Annotated in this window: 16 protein-coding genes; 14 read left to right on the top strand and 2 right to left on the bottom strand. The window is 37.4% G+C overall.

The window, feature by feature from the left end:
* Positions 1-60 precede the first annotated feature (60 nt).
* The 4 genes from IAE52_RS07665 (at position 61) to IAE52_RS07650 (ending at position 7,755) form a co-directional block, all read left to right on the top strand.
* Positions 61-3,732, top strand: a complete 3,672-nt coding sequence (locus tag IAE52_RS07665) for a KxYKxGKxW signal peptide domain-containing protein (protein WP_109990734.1) — start codon at positions 61-63, stop codon at positions 3,730-3,732.
* A 107-nt stretch (positions 3,733-3,839) separates the two neighbouring features.
* Positions 3,840-5,684 (top strand): SpaH/EbpB family LPXTG-anchored major pilin, encoded by a 1,845-nt coding sequence (locus IAE52_RS07660; RefSeq protein ID WP_109990735.1) that lies wholly within the window; start codon positions 3,840-3,842, stop codon positions 5,682-5,684.
* A 63-nt stretch (positions 5,685-5,747) separates the two neighbouring features.
* On the top strand, positions 5,748-7,043 hold the full coding sequence (locus tag IAE52_RS07655) for a class C sortase (RefSeq protein ID WP_233610968.1): 1,296 nt from the start codon (positions 5,748-5,750) through the stop codon (positions 7,041-7,043).
* Positions 7,030-7,755 carry a pilin N-terminal domain-containing protein gene (locus IAE52_RS07650; protein ID WP_109990737.1) on the top strand — a complete coding sequence of 242 codons (726 nt, stop codon included), beginning with the start codon at positions 7,030-7,032 and terminating at the stop codon, positions 7,753-7,755. Before IAE52_RS07655 ends, IAE52_RS07650 begins: the two co-directional genes overlap by 14 nt.
* Before the next feature lie 73 nt (positions 7,756-7,828).
* Here IAE52_RS07650 and IAE52_RS07645 read toward each other — a convergent pair whose 3' ends face one another.
* Positions 7,829-8,527 carry an LrgB family protein gene (locus tag IAE52_RS07645; RefSeq protein ID WP_003132485.1) on the bottom strand — a complete coding sequence of 233 codons (699 nt, stop codon included), beginning with the start codon at positions 8,525-8,527 and terminating at the stop codon, positions 7,829-7,831.
* An 18-nt stretch (positions 8,528-8,545) separates the two neighbouring features.
* The gene (locus IAE52_RS07640; protein WP_023188868.1) at positions 8,546-8,950 is read right to left on the bottom strand and encodes a CidA/LrgA family protein; all 405 of its coding nucleotides are present in this window, start codon (positions 8,948-8,950) and stop codon (positions 8,546-8,548) included.
* A 272-nt stretch (positions 8,951-9,222) separates the two neighbouring features.
* Between IAE52_RS07640 and rimP the strand changes: the two genes are divergently transcribed.
* The 10 genes from rimP (at position 9,223) to IAE52_RS07590 (ending at position 18,753) form a co-directional block, all read left to right on the top strand.
* Positions 9,223-9,696 carry a ribosome maturation factor RimP gene (rimP, locus tag IAE52_RS07635; protein WP_010905551.1) on the top strand — a complete coding sequence of 158 codons (474 nt, stop codon included), beginning with the start codon at positions 9,223-9,225 and terminating at the stop codon, positions 9,694-9,696.
* A 164-nt stretch (positions 9,697-9,860) separates the two neighbouring features.
* Positions 9,861-11,009, top strand: a complete 1,149-nt coding sequence (nusA, locus tag IAE52_RS07630; protein ID WP_058204183.1) for a transcription termination factor NusA — start codon at positions 9,861-9,863, stop codon at positions 11,007-11,009.
* Positions 11,010-11,173: 164 nt separating this feature from the next.
* Entirely contained in the window at positions 11,174-11,500 is a 327-nt protein-coding gene (gene rnpM / locus IAE52_RS07625) for an RNase P modulator RnpM (protein WP_003132489.1), read from the top strand.
* Positions 11,501-11,502: 2 nt separating this feature from the next.
* On the top strand, positions 11,503-11,808 hold the full coding sequence (locus IAE52_RS07620) for a YlxQ-related RNA-binding protein (RefSeq protein WP_003132491.1): 306 nt from the start codon (positions 11,503-11,505) through the stop codon (positions 11,806-11,808).
* Positions 11,809-11,828: 20 nt separating this feature from the next.
* A complete protein-coding gene (gene infB / locus IAE52_RS07615) occupies positions 11,829-14,663 on the top strand; it encodes a translation initiation factor IF-2 (protein WP_012897452.1) in 2,835 nt (944 codons plus the stop codon).
* A gap of 380 nt (positions 14,664-15,043) precedes the next feature.
* Positions 15,044-15,403 carry a 30S ribosome-binding factor RbfA gene (gene rbfA / locus IAE52_RS07610; protein WP_003132494.1) on the top strand — a complete coding sequence of 120 codons (360 nt, stop codon included), beginning with the start codon at positions 15,044-15,046 and terminating at the stop codon, positions 15,401-15,403.
* A gap of 178 nt (positions 15,404-15,581) precedes the next feature.
* Positions 15,582-16,529, top strand: coding sequence for a mannose-6-phosphate isomerase, class I (manA, locus tag IAE52_RS07605; protein ID WP_012897453.1), 948 nt, complete (start codon positions 15,582-15,584; stop codon positions 16,527-16,529).
* A gap of 418 nt (positions 16,530-16,947) precedes the next feature.
* A complete protein-coding gene (locus tag IAE52_RS07600; protein WP_003132498.1) occupies positions 16,948-17,388 on the top strand; it encodes a MarR family winged helix-turn-helix transcriptional regulator in 441 nt (146 codons plus the stop codon).
* Positions 17,388-18,365, top strand: a complete 978-nt coding sequence (locus tag IAE52_RS07595; protein WP_003132499.1) for a beta-ketoacyl-ACP synthase III — start codon at positions 17,388-17,390, stop codon at positions 18,363-18,365. Before IAE52_RS07600 ends, IAE52_RS07595 begins: the two co-directional genes overlap by 1 nt.
* A gap of 166 nt (positions 18,366-18,531) precedes the next feature.
* Complete coding sequence (locus IAE52_RS07590; RefSeq protein ID WP_003132501.1) at positions 18,532-18,753, top strand: acyl carrier protein; 222 nt, start codon at positions 18,532-18,534, stop codon at positions 18,751-18,753.
* The last annotated feature ends 244 nt before the right edge of the window (positions 18,754-18,997 follow it).

Below are 18,997 nucleotides of genomic sequence, written 5' to 3'. Positions count from 1 at the left end.
CAGTAAAAAAAGAAATTCTACACAGTAAGAGATGAATAACTAGAAAGTGAGGTATAAAGCATGTATCGTTCTAAGCATCAAAAAGGTTATACAACCAGTCATGAAGTAAAAACAACTCGCTTTCGTACTTGGAAATCAGGGAAAAAATGGCTATATGGTGCCACCGTTTTGACTCTCACAGCTTCAACTCTACTTCCTATTGGAAACCTAGCTTTCCAACCCAAAACAGAGAAAGCGCAAGCAGCATCTGTTTCATCCGGAACACTTGTTCCAGGAAATACAAGTTATGACACAGGAGGACATACCTACTCTGGAACTGAATTTGCTAATTCTTCAAACTATGCTTTATATGGTAAAGCAGTTGTAGCAAGTAATTGGATTAATCTTGTTTCGTCAACAGCTAATAGTGTTGGTTTAGGAATATTTAATGGATCAGTTTCAGCTATTTCAGCAACAACAGGTTTTACCTTGAAGTCAACAATTAAAGTTGATTCAGGAAGTTCTCTGACTGATTTCACAAAATCAGGAGATGCCATCGGGGTTATTTTAACAGGGGCATCAAAGGCACAGTTAGCAGCAAATGCTCAATCTTCTCAGGCGACAAATGATGGGCTTGGAATTAGAGGTCTGCCTAACACAGTTTTCCTCGGCCGCGATCTTTATTCTAACTTATCCAACGTCTCAACCGGTTCGTTGACAGGAATTGACGGATCTGCAACTGTAAATGGTTGGACAGATGGTCCAGGAGTTGTAATGGCAATTCGCAATACGGATAGTAGTGGAACTTTACAAGCTGCTAATTATCCTTCATTAGGTAGTGCTGCTCCCTATAGTCCCGTGACCAACACTCAAAATGGGACAGCCTACACCTTTGCAACCGACACAAGCTATGCATTAGGTGTCGCCTCTCCTATTACATCGTCCGTACAAGAACCTATTACAGTCACTTGGACTCCTGATGCAACAAATACTGCAAGCACAGGCTATACTTCAGGGACTTTAACATTTAATTTGATTGCTCAAACAACAAGTAATGGCGCATTAATTGGAGCAAGTGCTGTCAATGGAGGAACGGGTGGTTATACCTTAACAACTCATACTAATCTACAAAATTCATTAACAGTTGGTTTTGTTGGCGGGACAGGAGGGAATTATGGTAACCTTTCTGTTTCTTTAAATGGAGCAACGATTACTGGATCAAAAGGAACAGAACCTGTACCTATAAACTATCTCAATAAAGTTACAGGGCAGCCGATTCCATCTATGGCACAAAGTTCAATTACGGCAAATGTCAATGATACGATTGGTGCGGCTTTAACTGCTCCAAGTTCAACAAGCCCAGATAATAATACTTATACCTACGTTGTTCCAGCAGCTCCAACAGGTTATCAAGCTAATTCTGCAACAACAACGACAGTTCTTGCAGCAAACCCAGCATCCACAACGAATACTTCAGCCACAACTGTTTCTAACTTTATTGTAGGAACAACCAACCCCAATGCACTAAATGTGAGTTATACTCCTAATCAACAAACAGTTTCATTCAACTGGGCGAAAGCTTCTGGAACAACACTTGCAAATCTCCCAACCAATCTTGCATACGGTGTAGCAGGAACAGGTGTAACAACAGATACTTCGGTTGTAACAGACAATCCGTTCTCAAATACCACTTTACTATCCAATTATGCAACAGCTCTTATGAATGCTGTGCCTGCAGGCTATAACATCACAAAAATATCAAACGGAATAACAACGGTTAGTGGAACGACAACCACTCAAACACTCGCCGCTTTCACAGCTGCTAATCCGACGGTTTCAGCGACGAGTACCAACAATAATTATACTGTGACTTTAACAGCAAATCCTGCCAATATTGCAGGAAGCTTTACTTTTGTTGATGGGACACCTGGTTTTACCAATACAGCTGGAATTGCTGGACCAACAGGAAATCTGATTTTGAATGGCACAGGGACGACAGCGACAGTTACGGCAAATGTTGGAGATGTCATTACGATTGCTAGAGGAACAAGTTTATCCACCACAGCGGGTGCAAATGTGCTTACCTCTTCGGTTACCATCAACTCTACAACAAATACAAGTCCTCTTACATTTACAGCTCCTTCAGGATACTATATTGTAGGCTATAGCTATGCAGGACAACTCCCTCAAGCTTTTACAAGTTTTAACTCTGGAGGGGCTACTTTTACCGCTACAAGTCAAAGCAATAATACGATTCAGTTTTATCTATCTCCTTATTCAGGAGCTCACTATAAATCTGATGGAACACTTGATTTAACTGCTTCAACAAGTACTTATACTGATAGTATTTGGAAAATGTCAAATGCAGCAGGAACGACAGTGACAAATGGTGTAATTGCGACAAATGCTGCTCAACCAAAGGTTTTATTAGAAACAACGACAGCTACTGGAACAACAACTTTGGGAGTCACAAGCGGTTCGAATACCTATAAGATGTACACAGGAACCGGATTAACGACAACTGCTCCGACATCAAATACGGTTAACACTCCAACCCAATTTATTGCTTCCCAAGGACAAGCATACTCTAGCATGCAGGGAGTTAGTGGAACCAACAAGTTTCCAACCACAAATGCGATACTTGCCATTCCGGGATATAAGATTGTAAGTGTTCGTCATAGTAATAATACGGGCGATATTAGTCAAACAACCGGAATTACAACATCGGGAATGACCGCGACGACAAACTTTAGCTCAATGGAAGCAGCTCTTGCTGGAAATAACGCTTATTATAATTTTCCACCCAATGCAAATAATTTCACAACAAATACGACAACCAATGCCGCAATAGACCAGTTTGTTGTTCTTTATCAGCCCATCCCCGCGACAGTCAATGTCAATAATTTGACCTACACAGTGGGGAATATGCCGAGCACGAATCCAAGCATTTCCGCTCTTTTGACAGCTGCTCTTCAATCAAGTTCGACTAACAGTGATGGTTCAGCTGCGGCAGCAACTAACATGACGATTTCCAATCTTACTAACGTGGGAACGGGTGCTAATCTTCAAGCTAGTCAATTGTCTAGTCAGCCTGCGGGACTCTATCAGGTGACCTATCAATATACCGACCCAATCAATGGGACGCAAACAACAGCTCTTGCTTACGTTAATCTCATCAATGGAATGACAACAAATGTGCCACTTATTGGTTCTGCAAGCTTGACGAATACGCTCAATCTTGGTCTTAATGGTTCTCTTACACCAATTAGCGAAAGTGTAACGAATATCAGTTATACAGACTATGAAGGTAATAGTAAGACAGTTGATATTACAGCAAACGATATTGAACTTGATAATCAAGGAAATGTGACGATTGCTCAGGGAAAACTTCATCAAGGAATTTATACTATCAGTGTGACTTATAGTTATGCTGGTGGGGGCACGGCAACTGTATCAGATACAATTAATGTTGCAGAACCTTTTAGCTTACCCTTTACAGGTGGAGAAGGAATCGCTGGAGTCGTGAGCTTAGCTGCTCTTACTGGAATGGGAGGGGTCTTTCTTAGAAAACGTAAAAAGTCAGAAGAAGAGACTCTTTTAAAAGTTGATAATTCAGTGGCATTACGAACGACTGAGAGAAATAAATCAAAGACTTTTCAACAAAATCGGAGAACGCGACCTTATCAAAAACTATTTCACACAAAAAATCGTGCTCATCTGGCGCAGTTACAGCGAAAAGGGAAATCATGTTGAATAATAAAATAGGAGAAAATTCTACTTAATCAATTTTTAGACTTGAGAACAAAGTAGGATTAGCTTTAAAAAGAGTAAATTAATCAAATAAAAATGGAGAAAAACAAATGAAACTTAATTCACTTAATAAAAAAATTGCACTGGCAAGTATTAATCTTCTTGCCCTTAGTACACTTGCTGGTTTTAGTGGACTATTAAATGTTAATGCCAAAACAACAAATGTCACCGACCAAGTGTCCAATGGTGAAGTGGCCATCTATGCTCAATCAGCAGCTGGGAATCAGAGCGCAACACAAAATAACGGACTTGTAGATTCCGATGGCAATCCTGTTGATGATAGTGGGATTGCTAATAATCAAACGGGAGGACAAGCAGGAAATACTGGAGACACAAAAAATAACGGTAGCCAACAAACAACTCTCGAAGGTTCAACTCCAAGCACAATGGCAAATGTGACTTTTTCAGCAACAAAATATGTAGGGACAGGTGTTCCGACTGGTGTGACTGATCCTTCATTTACAGATACAACTTCTGTAGCTCCAGTCATTACAGATGCATCTGGTCTTGCTGATTTCACTGGCTTGACCGATGGTTATTATCTGTTTCATCAAGTAACAACAGTCAATGGGATTACAACTGTTGGAGATTTTATCGTCCAAGTCAGCCACGAAGACAGCCAAGCGGGTATTGTTAACGTTTATCCAAAACTAGATATGTCAAGTTCAGCAGGCTTAGGAACGAGTGCGACAACAAATGCGGATGATAATTTCAATGGTCAAACACCAAATCAAATTGCTAATCCAAATGCGACGGGAAATTCTGACCAAACGCTCACAAATACGGACAACAATGCCGGAAATGAAAATCTGGCTAATGGAACATGGACAAATGGGTCTGATAATCAAAATACAACAACTGCGGCAGCTGGAAATACAGTGAATTGGAATGTGAATACAGTTTTTGATTCTTCACAAACAAACAACGGAAACGGGACTACAGGAGTCACAGGTACATATATTGTTACCGACCAATTGCCTAATAATCTGGTCAACAGCTCGACAGTAACAGCAAGTACGGTGATTGTAAATGTTACAAATGGAAGTGGAACAAAAGTGGGTACCTTGACTCCAACAACTGACTATACAATCACAAACGATGGCAATGGAAAAATCGTGGTTACTTTGACAACGGTTGGTCAGCAACACGCAGCAAGCTTGCTTGGCAACGCAGATGGTGCTTTAAATATTATCATTCCATCAACGGTTAAAAGCGCCATTGGTAGTGCGACAGATTCAGCCACTACGACAATCACTAATGCTTATGGAGCAGATCTTTCAACGACGACTGCAGTTAAATCAACACTTAATGTGGGTGGTCTTGAAATGACTAAAACAGATGCTTCAACTAATGCAGCTTTGGCAGGAGCAACTTTTACCGTTGTACGTGCTGATAATAAAGAGGATGCCCAAGATTTTGTTGAAGCGAATGCAGCTTATTTTAATAACTCAGCCTCAGGTGGAACAGTAACAAATCTAACTTCAAGTAAAGCGGCTTTTGTCACTGGGGATACTTCAGGAAATGCAAATACAAGTGCAACTGCACCAGTCACATTCACTACGGGTAAAGATGGGATTGCAACCTTTAACGGCTTGAACTTGGTTGATAATAACACGGATGGCAGTAACACAACGAATTACTATCTTGTCGAAGTTGCCGCTCCAACAGGTTATCAACTTCCTAGTGTTACTACAGCAGCTAACCTGACTGGTGCCGTCACCGCAAGCACAGCACCAGCTGCTACTGATACTACAATTACCAATAATAAACCATTTGCATTACCATTTACAGGTGGACAAGGTTTAGCGGGAATCATTGCTATTGCAACTGTTTCAGGGGTGATTGCTTTTGCTATTAAACGTCGTAAAGATAACGAAGAAGAAGTTGTAAAATAAAAATTTTATTTTTAATGGAAGTGGTAAACTAGCCAAATTGATATTGTAGATTAGGAGGGGATGATGGCAAAGAAAAAACCAAAAACCTCCCGTAAAAAGGGCTTCAGTTTCCGAAATTTACTGAGTATTATTCTTGGGATAATTGCTATTGGATTGTTGTTCTACCCGATTGTTGTTAACTATTTGGCAGGACAGCAAAATATCAAATCCGTTCAGAAATACGATGAAAATCTTTCAAATATAGGAAGTGCTAAAGTAAAGGAATTGCTTAGTCAAGCACAGCTTTATAACGCGCAACTTTACAATGAATATATCTATGATGCAAGTCAGCATATTGCTTGGAATAAGCCAATTCCTAACTATAACAATGTCTTAAAAATTGATACTACGGGAATGATGGGTTTCATCACGATTCCTCAGATTAAAGTCAATGATATTCCAATCTATCATGGAGATTCTGAAAAAATTTTGGGACTAGGGGTTGGACATATGCCTCAATCCTCTTTGCCAATTGGAGGAATCAATAGTCATGCTGTCTTACCTGCTCATTCTGGGCGAGTGAATGATACTTTATTTACTAATCTAGATAAACTCAAAAATGGTGATATCTTTTATCTTCATGTTTTGAATCTCACTCTAAAATACAAGATTAATGATATTCGCATCGTTGCTCCCAATCAAGTTTCATCTTTGAGTATTGAAAAAGGACGAGATTTGGTGACTTTAGTCACTTGTTATCCAACAGGTATTAATAACAAAAGATTACTAGTTACTGGTGAAAGAACAGCATTATCAAAGGTTACGCCACAAGAAGATATTCAACGCAATCAGTTTGGTTATAATTTTTGGGTGATGTTTGGGTCTGCTTTCTTAATGTTTCTTGGATTAGTCTATCTTTTATGGTTACTCTTTGGCAGAAAGCGGAACTTATATCATGTTGCTGCCAGAAAAATTGAAAAACCTGTTCTTTCTGATGGACAATTGGTAGGAGATTTTGGTGAAGGTTTTTATTTAACTGATTCTAAGAAACTAGCGTTTCAGTGGTTAGATGAATTTGCTCAAAAAGAAAAGCTGAACTCAGAAGAGCTTTTCTTAAATGTTTATCGATTAAAAAGAATTAAAAAGTTGTCCCGCTGGATATTTAAAGATAAAACGGAAAACTGGCAAAATTATATTAATGAGAAACAAGGTTATGGGGATGAAAAACATGCGCTTGTCGTAGGCCCTGCTTTTACTAGTGATAAGAAAATAATGCAGTATGTTTTGAAAACAGAAGAAGCATTGGGATATATAAAGTATATTAAATGCTTGAATATTAATAAATTAAAGAAAGGGGGAGGGATAATTGACAAAAAGTAGCAAGTTAATGGGGTTCTTAATAGTCACTTTGCTTTTGTTTTTGGGACTTGTCAGTCAAAAAGCTTTTGCTGATAGTCGCTTAATTATTGTAAAATATGGGCTAAGCCCTGGAGCGACAGGTTTTAGCGAGAATCAGACGACAAATGATGGACTACAGATTAATAACCTCCCCTTGGATAATTTAGGAAACGAACTGTCAGTTCTTTCTGGAATTCATTATTTAGTTTATGAAATTTCACCTACTGGGGATGGTTCAGAACTTAAGGCAACAAATCCACCGCCATCAAGTTATACAGTTTTAAAAGAGGTTGCTGATTTGGCGACTGACTCTAATGGAGTAGCTAGTTTATCTGTGGTTGATGGTTATTATTTGATTGAAGAACAAACTAACCCTCAGAAAGGTTTGCTGAAAGCAGCTTTACCTTTGGTAATCAAGGCTCCAGTTTCAGGATTAAATGAGGTTTATATTTATCCTAAATCTAGTGTTGATAAGGAAAAAACCGAACCTCCAAACAAACCTAAGCCTGCTCCTAAACCAATTGAAGTTCCTAAAGCTCCTAAAAGTAAGGATGATTCATCAAAAAAAGTTTTTGGATTATTACCAAAAACTGGTGTAGCTAGTTCTCTTTTATTAACTTCTTATGGTTTTGTCTTATTTCTGATTATTATCTGCTTAAAAAAACACAGAAAAAAAGAAGAAGAAGTTAAATAAAATGATTAAATTTAGCTAAATAAATAAGGTTGGACAATTAAATGTTCAACCTTATTTATTTATATAGGAGTTTTTAATAGCCAAGAATGATTTTGGCAATGATTGGAGCAAATATCACATACATAATACCAGTCACTCCGATACTAAGAGCTGCCATTGCACCTTGGGTTTTTCCAAGTTCAATCGCTGTTCCGGTTCCGACAGCATGTCCAGTTCCTCCGAGGGCAATCCCTTGAGCAACTGGGTCAGTAATTCTAAAGAGTTTTAAGAGAGGGCCGCCCAGCACGCTTGTGAGGATTCCTGTAGCAACAACGACAACAACGGTAATTTGTTCAACACCATGCATTTTATCTGAAATTCCCATAGCCATTGCAGTGGTTACTGATTTAGGGAAAATTGAAAGAGAAGCGAGTTTACTAAGGCTGAAAAACTTAGCACAAAGGGCGGTAAAAATACAGTTGACTAGAGCCGCAATAGCAATTGAGCTAACAATTGAGCGCGCGTGATGTTTCATCAAGTGGAAAGTTTTATAGAGTGGAATTCCGAGAGCAACGGTACTAGGTCCAATAAGGTCATTGATAATTGAACCCCCGATATAATAGTTTTTATAAGGGATATGAGCTAGTGAGAGAATTAGGATTATTACGACAGTCGCAAAGAGAAGTGGATTTGTCCAAGGCTTACGAAAGTTTTCATTAATTCGTACTCCAATCATAAAGACAAGAACGGTAAGGACAAAGCCAAAGAGAGGGTCGGTAGTGATAATATTCATGATTTTATATACTCCAAATTATTGGTCTTCAGTGGAAGAAGTGACGGTAGTATCTGGTTTTAAAGCGACATAATCGCCTTCAAATTTAACTTTAATCCATTCAACTAATTTTCCTAAGATGAGCATATTTATAACGAGTGCTCCAACAACAATCAAGAGGATTTGTGCCCAAAAGTGGCTAATCAAATTCCATTTGGCCATAATTCCAACACCGGCTGGCAAAAATAAAATGGTCATATTATTGATAAGAAAGCTTCCGGCTTCATCAACATGACGAAATTCAAGAATTTTGAATTGTAATGCGAGGAAAAGTAGTATCATTCCTAGAATAGAGCCTGGAACTGGTAAACGAAAGACGTTTGAAATGACATTTCCAATAAAAGAAAAGCCAAAAATGATTAATAATTGCAGGTAAATTTTCATATTTGTTAACTCCCTAAGTTAATTACGGATAATTTTTACAACAATTTTTATTGTACTCTTCGAGATAGGCTTTTTCAAGGATAAACTGGCTTTAGACTAATGAAAATGGCTTAATAAAAAATATAAAATGTGTGCTTGACTTTTACTTGAAACGTGTTATAATAAATATAAATAAACTATTAGAAAGGAGCGTTCGTAAGGGCGCTCCTTCTCTTGTGTTTTTAAAATAGAAGTTGACTTTAACTTTGTATTTTATGAAAGGAGAATTGCCTATGAATGATGTTGTTAAAATTGTAGAAGATTTCATTAGACCTCATATTCCTCAACCTTTTGAACTGTTTGCAGTTGAATGGGAAAAATTTGGTGGAGATATGATGCTTTCAATTCTGGTGGATAAAGAAGGCGGAATCGAAATTGATGAGACGGCTGAGTTGAGTGAAATCATTTCACCTTTGCTTGATACCATTAGTCCAGACCCGTTTCCAACAGAAGGTTATCTACTAGAGGTTGCAAGTCCAGGAGCTGAACGTCCTTTGCGTAAAGCTGAGCATTTTGCGGGTGCAGTTGGTGAGTATATTTTCGTTAAACTTTATCAAAAAATCAATAATGAAAAAGAAATTACTGGTGATTTGGTAAGCTTTGATGGAGAAACTTTAGTGGTAGATGTCTTGGATAAGACCCGTCATAAAAATATTGAAATTCCTTTATCTGCTGTTGCAAAAGCACAAACGATGGTTAAATTTTAAAGATATGACAGGATTTATTGATTTTTCTAAAGAGAATCAATAATTAGAAGCTGAGTTCGATTTCCTTGAGTTTGGCGAAAATGTAAAACTTCCTTGATTCAAGGTAGTCGAACTTAGCTTATATTAAAAATGAAATTTTCTTATAAAAAGAAAGAGAGAAAAAAATGAGCAAAGAAATGCTGAACGCCTTTGCAATGTTAGAAGAGCAAAAAGGAATCAAATCTGAGATTGTTATTGAAGCGATTGAGCAAGCTATCACAGCAGCTTACAAGCGTCAATATGGTCAAGCACAAAATGTTAAAGTTATCTTTGATGAAAAGAAAGGAAACTTCAATGTTTATTCGACTCGTGAAGTCGTGGATGAAGTTTTCGACAGTCGTCTTGAAATTTCACTTGAGGATGCGCATGAATTAAATCCTCACTATGAAATTGGCGACAAAATTATGTTTGAAGAAAAACCAAAAGATTTTGCTCGTACTGCTGCTGGAGCTGCTAAACAAGTTATCATGCAAAAAATGCGTGAAGAAGAACGCACAATTATTTATAACGAATATAGCCGTTACAAAGATGAAATCATCCAAGGAACTGTTGAAAAAGTTGATGCTCGTGCCGTTTATGTAAATCTTGGCCGTGTTGATGCTCTTTTGACTAAGAAAGACCAAATTCCACAAGAAAACTTCCATGTGGGAGATCGTGTGAAAGTTTATGTTACTGATGTTGTCTTGACTCCAAAAGGAACTCGTGTCTTCATTTCACGTACTGCGCCTGATATGCTCAAACGTATGTTTGAAAAAGAAATTCCTGAAGTTTTTGATGGAACTGTTGAAATCAAATCAATTGCTCGTGATGCTGGTGACCGTGCTAAAGTCATCGTTCAAAGTCATGATGAAAATGTTGATGCAATTGGTACAATGGTTGGGGCTAAAGGTTCACGTATCCAAGGAATCATTCGCGAACTTGCGGGTGAAAAAATGGATATCATTGAATGGTCAGAAGATAAAGCGACACTTGTTGCCAATGCTTTAAAACCTGCTCGTATTGAACAAGTTTTGATTACTGCTGACGGTTCAAGTTTAGCAGTTGTTGCGCGCGACCAATTGTCACTTGCCATTGGTAAACGTGGTCAAAATGTTCGTCTTGCTGCACACGTTACAAACAGTAAAATTGATATTAAAGCGGCTGATGAATTCAATATGGATGATTATGAATTCGTGGGTGAAGATGGGGAAGAAATTCCAACAACTGAAGTTGACGAAACTCTTGTAGTTGAAGAAGTTGTTGAAACACCTGAAGTTAGCGAAAGTAAAGAATAAATTTTAAAAGCTTGAAAATTTACTGACAGAAAATAATATTTTAGAAAAAGCACAAAGGTGCTGAAAATTTCTTTTTATAGGTCTGTCAGTAAAATGGCTGATATTCTAGTGGTCAAGAAATTGGCTGTCAGTCATTTTTTCAACAGAAATTTTGAGGATTTTCGATGAAACAGAAAAAAACTCCAATGAGAAAATCTTTAGTCTCGAATGAACAATTTCCCAAAAAGGATTTGTTACGGATTGCGTATAATAAAGAGGGAGAAATTTCAATTGACCCTTCTGGTAAAGCACATGGACGCGGAGCTTATATTGCTATTTTGAATAAAGAGGCAAGAGAAGCTAAGAAAAAACGTGTTTTTGACCGAGCTTTTCAAACTAAAATTGCTGATGAGTTCTATGATGAGTTAATCACTTATGTTGAACACCTTGTTGCTCGACGAGAACTTGAATCTGCAACCTATTCCGCTGATTTAGCGCCGGACTACGACTAAAGATGGATAAAAAACAACAAATTTCAAATTTACTAGGAATTGCAAAACGAGCTGGAAAAATTATTAGTGGTGAAGAATTGGTGATTAAATCAATTCAAAGCAGTAAAGCTACATTAGTTTTTCTTGCCAATGATGCCGCAGCAAATTTGAGTAAAAGAATTACTGATAAATCAAATTATTATGAGATTGCTGTCTCAACACTCTTTACAGAAATAGAATTATCGCACGCCATAGGACAAAATCGCAAGGTTATTGCACTTGTGGACGATGGATTTGCAAAGAAAATGGAGAGCCTCATGAACAATTGATGATATAAGGAGGACAAAGATTGTCTGATAAAAAACGTATAAACCAAATTGCTAAGGAAACTGGATTAACAAATGCTGAACTTGTTTCGGCAGCACAAACTCTCGGTTTTGAAGTGAAATCACATTCAAGTTCTGTAACAGCAGAACAAGCAGAAAAAATCATTCAAAGTGCAAAAACAGGCACTGACCAAACTGCTAAAGTTGCTGAAAAACCTGTTAAAAAAAGTCAACCAAAAGCTGCTGAGTCAGCAAAGAAAAACAAGGAAGACCATCCACGCACATTTGCTGGAAAAGCAGTTGTTGAGGACCCAGCAATTTTAGCAAGAATTAAAGCTAAAGAAGAAGCTGAAAAAGCAGCAAAAGTAGAAGTTGCATCAACTGAACATCCTGTTGTTACAGAAAAACCTAAAGCTAGTGAACCAGTTAAAAAAGCTGAACCAAAAGTTGAAGCTAAATCTGAGCCAAAAGTTGAAAAAGTAGAAACAAAAGATAACACAGCAACGTCAAAAGCTGAAGTAAAACCAGAGAATGTTGCTGATAAAAAAGAACCAGTTGTTACTGAAGAAAAGAAAAAATCATTGACTCAAAAACCAAGAATTCAAATCAAAGTTATTAAACGTGCCGAAGATATCAAAAAAGAACAAGCGGCAGCTCGTCCTGAAAAGAAAAAATTCGACAAAAATCGTAATGACCGAAATAATCGTAATGATAATCGCCGTCCTAACCAAAATGGGAATGGTCAAGGTGGAAACCATTATGATAAGAACCGTTCATCTGGTCAAGGACAAAATCAAGGTCAAAAACGTGACAAATTCGCTTCATCAGGTAGTGCACCAGCAACAGATTCGTTTACACCAGCTACTTCTGGTAAAACAAACCGTCGTGACCGTGACCGTAAAAAATCTGATAATAACCGCGATAATACAAAAGATGGTAACCGTAAAGGTGGTCCACTTCGCGTAAATGATAATCGTAATCAAGTTCGTAATGCGCGTAACTCAAACTGGAATCAAAAAGGTGGTCGTGGTCGTCACCAAAACAACCAATCTTCAAGTGTTCCAGCAACTCAACGTAAATTCCATGAATTACCAGAAAGTCTTGAATATGAAGTAGGAATGAATGTTCAAGATATTGCTAAATCAATCAAACGCGAACCAGCTGAAATTATCAAAAAACTCTTCATGATGGGAACAATGGTCAACCAAAACCAATCACTTGATGAAGATACAATTGAGTTGATTCTCATGGATTATGGTGTAACACCAGTCAAAAAAGTTGAAGAAGATAAATCAGATATTGAACGTTTGTTTGTTGAAGATGGTTATCTTAAAGAAGAAAACATGGTTGAACGCCCAGCTGTTGTTACAATTATGGGACACGTTGACCATGGTAAAACAACTTTGCTTGACCGTTTCCGTGAATCTCGTGTGACTGAGGGTGAAGCAGGTGGTATCACTCAACATATTGGGGCTTACCAAATCAAATCGAATGGTAAGAAAATTACTTTCCTTGATACGCCAGGTCACGAAGCCTTCACTTCTATGCGTGCTCGTGGTGCTTCTGTCACAGATATTACAATCCTTGTAGTTGCTGCTGATGATGGTGTAATGCCACAAACAATTGAAGCAATCAATCACTCTAAAGCTGCTGGTGTGCCAATTATTGTTGCAATCAACAAAATTGACAAACCAGGTGCCAATCCACAACGTGTAACACAAGAATTGACTGAACATGGTGTGTTCCCAGTCGCTTGGGATCCAGAAAATGGTTCAGAATTCGTTGAAATTTCGGCTAAATTTAACCAAAATCTTGATGAATTGTTAGATACAGTTCTTCTGGTGGCAGAAGTGCAAGAACTTAAGGCTGACCCAACTGTTCGTGCCATTGGTACTGTTGTTGAAGCCCGTCTTGACCAAGGTAAAGGGGCAATTGCAACTCTCTTGGTACAACAAGGAACACTTCATGTTCAAGATCCAATTGTTGTCGGAAACACATATGGTCGTGTTCGTACAATGACAAATGACCTCGGACGTCGGATTAAAGAAGCTGGTCCGTCAACTCCAATTGAATTAACTGGACTTTCTGACGTACCACAAGCTGGTGATCACTTCGCAGTATTTGAAGATGAAAAGGCAGCTCGTGCGGCTGGGGAAGAACGTGCTAAACGTGCTCAATTGATCAAACGTCAAAATACACGTCGTGTTAACTTGGACAATCTTTTTGATACTCTTAAAGAAGGTCAAACTAAATCTGTTAACATTATCATCAAAGCGGATGTTCAAGGTTCTGCAGAAGCGCTTGCTGCTTCACTTCAAAAAATTGAAGTTGAAGGTGTGAAAGTAGATATCGTCCATTCAGCTGTTGGGGCAATTTCAGAGTCTGATATTTCACTTGCAGCAGCATCAAATGCGATTATCATTGGTTTCAATGTTCGTCCAACTGGTCTTGCACGTGAACAAGCGGCTCAAGAAGAAGTTGATATTCGTTTGCACAGCATCATTTATAAAGTAATTGAAGAAGTTGAAACAGCAATGCGTGGAATGCTTGATCCTGAGTTCAAAGAAGAAATCATTGGTGAAGCAATTGTTCGCGAAACATTCAACGTTTCTAAAGTTGGTACAATTGCCGGATTTATGGTTATTCGTGGTAAAGTTGCCCGTGATGCTTCTGTCCGTGTCATTCGTGAAGGTGTCGTGATTCATGATGGAGCTATTGCCAGTCTTAAACATTTCAAAGATGACGTTAAAGAAGTCGGAAATGCTCAAGAAGGTGGTTTGATGGTTGAAGACTTCAACGATGTTGAAATTGATGATACATTTGAAGTTTACAAAATGGTTGAAATCGAACGTAAATAATAAGAGGTGAGCTCGACTGTCCAGAAGTTATGATAATTGCTACTTCGACTAACTGCTTTAGCAGTTTAGCGAGAAGGGACAGCGTAGATAGAAAATGTGGTTCTACGCGTAGTGTAGGTCCCATTTTGTCTATCTACGCCACAATGTGGCTACGCTGTCGATTCATTCTAAGCGACTAAAGTCGCAAGATGAATCGCATTTTCACAGACTTCTAAGAAGGTGAACTCAGTTAAATAAAAGGTGAGGGCGACTGGTTAAAAATGATGAATTTTATTTAAGTTTATTGTTTCTGGGAGCTTTTACTCATTTTAAGTGGAGGTGTGGAAAAGTGATTTAAAAATCATTTATCTACATTTTAAACGAAAAAATAGGAGGAGAAAATGGGAAATTCTTTTCGTAGCGACCGTGTCGCTGTAGAAATTCAACGCGAAATCAATGATATTTTACGAAATAAAGTACGTGATCCACGTGTTCAAGATGTAAATATCACTGATGTTCAATTGACTGGTGATTTGAGTCAAGCGACTGTTTATTATAGCCTCTTGTCAAATCTTGCCTCTGATAATGAAAAAGCCGCAACTGCTTTGAAAAAAGCAACCGGACTTTTCAAAAGTGAATTGGCAAAACGCATGACCATTTTCAAAATTCCAGATTTAACTTTTGCAAAAGATGAATCTGTTGAATATGGTTCAAAAATTGATGAGCTTCTTCGTGGGCTTAACAATAAATCAGAATATTAATTAAAAAAGTTACTGACGAAAAAATTGAGTGTATTCTTTAGGTTGAATACATTCTGACAGTTCTGTCAGTAACTTTTTTTGTCATAAAAATACTGACAGAATTGTTCTAAATAAATTTTGTGATATAATAGACATTGTGAAATGAAAGCGAATAAAATCTGCTCATTTGGAGGAAATTATGAAAGAACCATTGTTTTTGAACTCAGTTTTGCAAGAAAAAATCTGGGGCGGCGACCATTTGAAAGAGTTTGGCTATGATTTGCCATCAGACAAAGTTGGTGAATATTGGGCTATTTCTGCTCATCCACATGGTGTGTCAACAATTGCTAATGGCGAATTTAAAGGTCAAAAACTTGACCAATTATACGCAAGTCACCGCGAATTGTTTGGTGATAGTAAAAAAGAAGTTTTTCCCTTACTAACTAAAATTTTAGATGCCAATGACTGGCTTTCTGTGCAAGTTCATCCAGATGATGAATATGGACAAAAACATGAAGGTGAACTTGGAAAAACTGAATGTTGGTACATTATTTCAGCTGAACCAGGCGCTGAGATTATCTATGGACATAATGCTAAATCACGTGAAGAATTAGCAGAAATGATTAAATCTGGTGATTGGGATCATTTGTTACGTAAGGTAAAAGTGAAAACAGGGGATTTCTTCCATGTTCCGTCAGGAACAATGCACGCAATCGGTGCTGGAATTGTTATTCTTGAAACACAACAATCTTCTGATACAACTTACCGTGTTTATGATTTCGACCGTAAAGATGACCAAGGAAATCTACGTGAATTACATATTCAACAATCAATTGATGTATTGAATATTCCGGGCGACAAAGTTCCTGAAAATCAAGTTAAAACTGAAAAATTTGCTGATGCAGAAATTACAACTCTTGTGAAATCAGATTTCTTTGATGTTTATAAATGGCAAATTCATGGTGACCATGAATTTACCAAAGTTGCTGATTACACTTTAGTTTCTGTACTTGATGGTCAAGGAAAATTAACAGTTGATGGAAATGAATATCCAGTTGAAAAAGGAGCTCATTTCATCTTACCAAGCAACATTGAAAAATGGAATTTGTCTGGTCAATTAGAAATTATTGCCAGCAATCCTGCCTAATGAATTCAAAAGTTACTGATGAAAACTTTAAATTTTCTGTCAGTAACTTTTTTTGTTGAAATTATTTCTGTCAGTAGTTTGGGAAGGCAAATTTTACTGACAGAAACTAATATTTTTTATAAAAATTGAGCAATGATGACGTTTTCTAAAAATTATTACTTGCAAATCATTCTAAAAAATAATATAATTTGATACAGAAAACCATTTGCAATATAAAAACAAATTGAGTTCATCTTGCGAGAAAGAAAAAATAGAATAATAAATCAGGGGGTAAGTTGATGATGTTTTTTTTGCATCAGTTTATCCCCTATCTAAATGTAATAATAAAATTTCATAAGGGGGTTTTATTGATTTCAATTTCTTTTTTTTCGTAATGTCTAAAGTCGGACTCACATCTAAATAATGAAGAGGATGACAGATGAAAACAGATTTTGATAAGGTGAATGAATGGCTGATTCAACTCTTTCATGATTTTATGATATTAGAGGAGCAATTTTTAAAGGACTCAGCTTATTCAGATGTAACAGTAAAAGAATTACAAATTTTGACACTGGTTCATACGCTAGGAACTTGTCGTGCGACAGATATTGCCAAAAATCAAAAATTGGCCTTGTCAACAATTACAATTACCCTCAATCGATTAGAAGATAAGGGATATATTGAACGCAAGCGTTCTACAGCGGACAGACGAGTGACTCACATTATACTGACATCGAAGGGTGATGAGCTTTGTGCAACTCACCGTGAATTTTTCCATACGATTACAGATAATCTATTTGATAGCGTTTATGGAACTACTGAAAATAAATTGGCTGGTGAACTTGCAACCTTACACGATTCTTTGGAGAATATGAAATAATGACTTTTGCGAAAATTACGCAAGTGGCACACTATGTGCCTGAAAATGTGGTATCTAATGATGACTTGTCCAAAATAATGGATACTAATGATGAATGGATTTACAGTCGGACAGGGATTAAAAATCGCCATATTTCAACTGGAGAGAACACCTCAGACTTAGCAGCTAAAGTTGCTAAGCAGTTGATTAGCGATTCAAATTTAAGCCCAGAAACGATTGACTTCATCATTGTTGCTACAGTAACTCCGGACTCATTGATGCCTTCAACCGCGGCACGGGTTCAAGCTCAAGTAGGAGCAGTTAATGCTTTTGCTTACGATTTGACTGCGGCTTGTTCAGGCTTTGTCTTTGCTCTATCAACAGCGGAAAAATTAATTTCCTCAGGAGCATATCAACGAGGGCTTGTCATTGGCGCAGAAGTCTTTTCAAAAGTAATTGATTGGTCAGACCGATCAACTGCTGTTCTTTTCGGAGATGGAGCTGCTGGTGTGCTTATTGAAGCTGGCGCGAGTCAACCTCTGATTATTGCTGAAAAAATGCAAACAGATGGAAGTCGTGGGAACAGTTTACTTTCTAGTTATGCTGACATCCAAACTCCATTTGCCTCTGTTTCATACGAAAGTTCAAACTTGAGTATGGAAGGGCGAGCAATTTTTGATTTTGCCGTACGTGATGTTCCTAAAAATATCCAGGCAACTTTAGAAAAAGCTAATTTGTCTGCTGAAGAAGTAGATTATTATCTCCTTCATCAAGCGAATTCAAGAATCCTTGATAAAATGGCTAAAAAGCTTGGTGTGACGCGCCAAAAGTTCCTTCAAAATATGCAAGAATATGGTAACACATCGGCAGCAAGTATCCCTATATTGTTGTCAGAATCCGTAAAAAATGGTATATTTAGTTTGGACGGTCAAACAAAAGTCGTCTTGACAGGATTTGGCGGTGGCCTCACTTGGGGTACAGCAATTATTAATTTATAAGAGCTTCAAAGTTTAGCAAGTTTTTCTTAAGTTGTCTATATAAGAAAACATTATCAGCTAACTTTGACTCACAAGAAGATTTTAAAAAATCTTCACTAACTAATGGTTATAAACCGCTTTGCGGATATAATATAAATATTTTCACTCAATTAAAGGAGAAAAAATTATGGCAGTATTTGAAAAAGTACAAGATATTATCGTTGACGAACTCGGTAAAGAAAAAGAAGAAGTAACACTCGAAACTTCATTTGAAGAGCTCGACGCTGATTCACTTGACCTTTTCCAAATCATCAATGACATCGAAGACGAATTCGACGTTGAAGTTGATACAGAAGCAGATATGAAAACAGTTGCTGACCTCGTTAAATACGTAGAAAACAACAAATAATTCGGGATGGGGGTGAAGCGAGCAAAGGAGTTGATTCTTTTGCGAATTTCGCCCCTTCTTTTCGTTGGACTAGTTCTATTTTCAAAATAGAATTCTAGTATAGGGAGCTCAGTAATGATATACTGAGCTTGTCCTATAATTTTCATATTGAAGAATGTCATTTTTTTTAAGATAAAAAACATTTTACAATACTAATAATTAACTTTATAAAAGAAAATACGAGGAATTCTAATTGACTGATTTT

The organism is Lactococcus sp. S47, from assembly GCF_016517475.1.
GTDB classification, from domain to species: Bacteria; Bacillota; Bacilli; order Lactobacillales; family Streptococcaceae; genus Lactococcus; species Lactococcus lactis.
The sequence above is the reverse complement of the archived record's forward strand: the minus strand, read 5'-3'. Positions and strand labels throughout refer to the sequence as shown.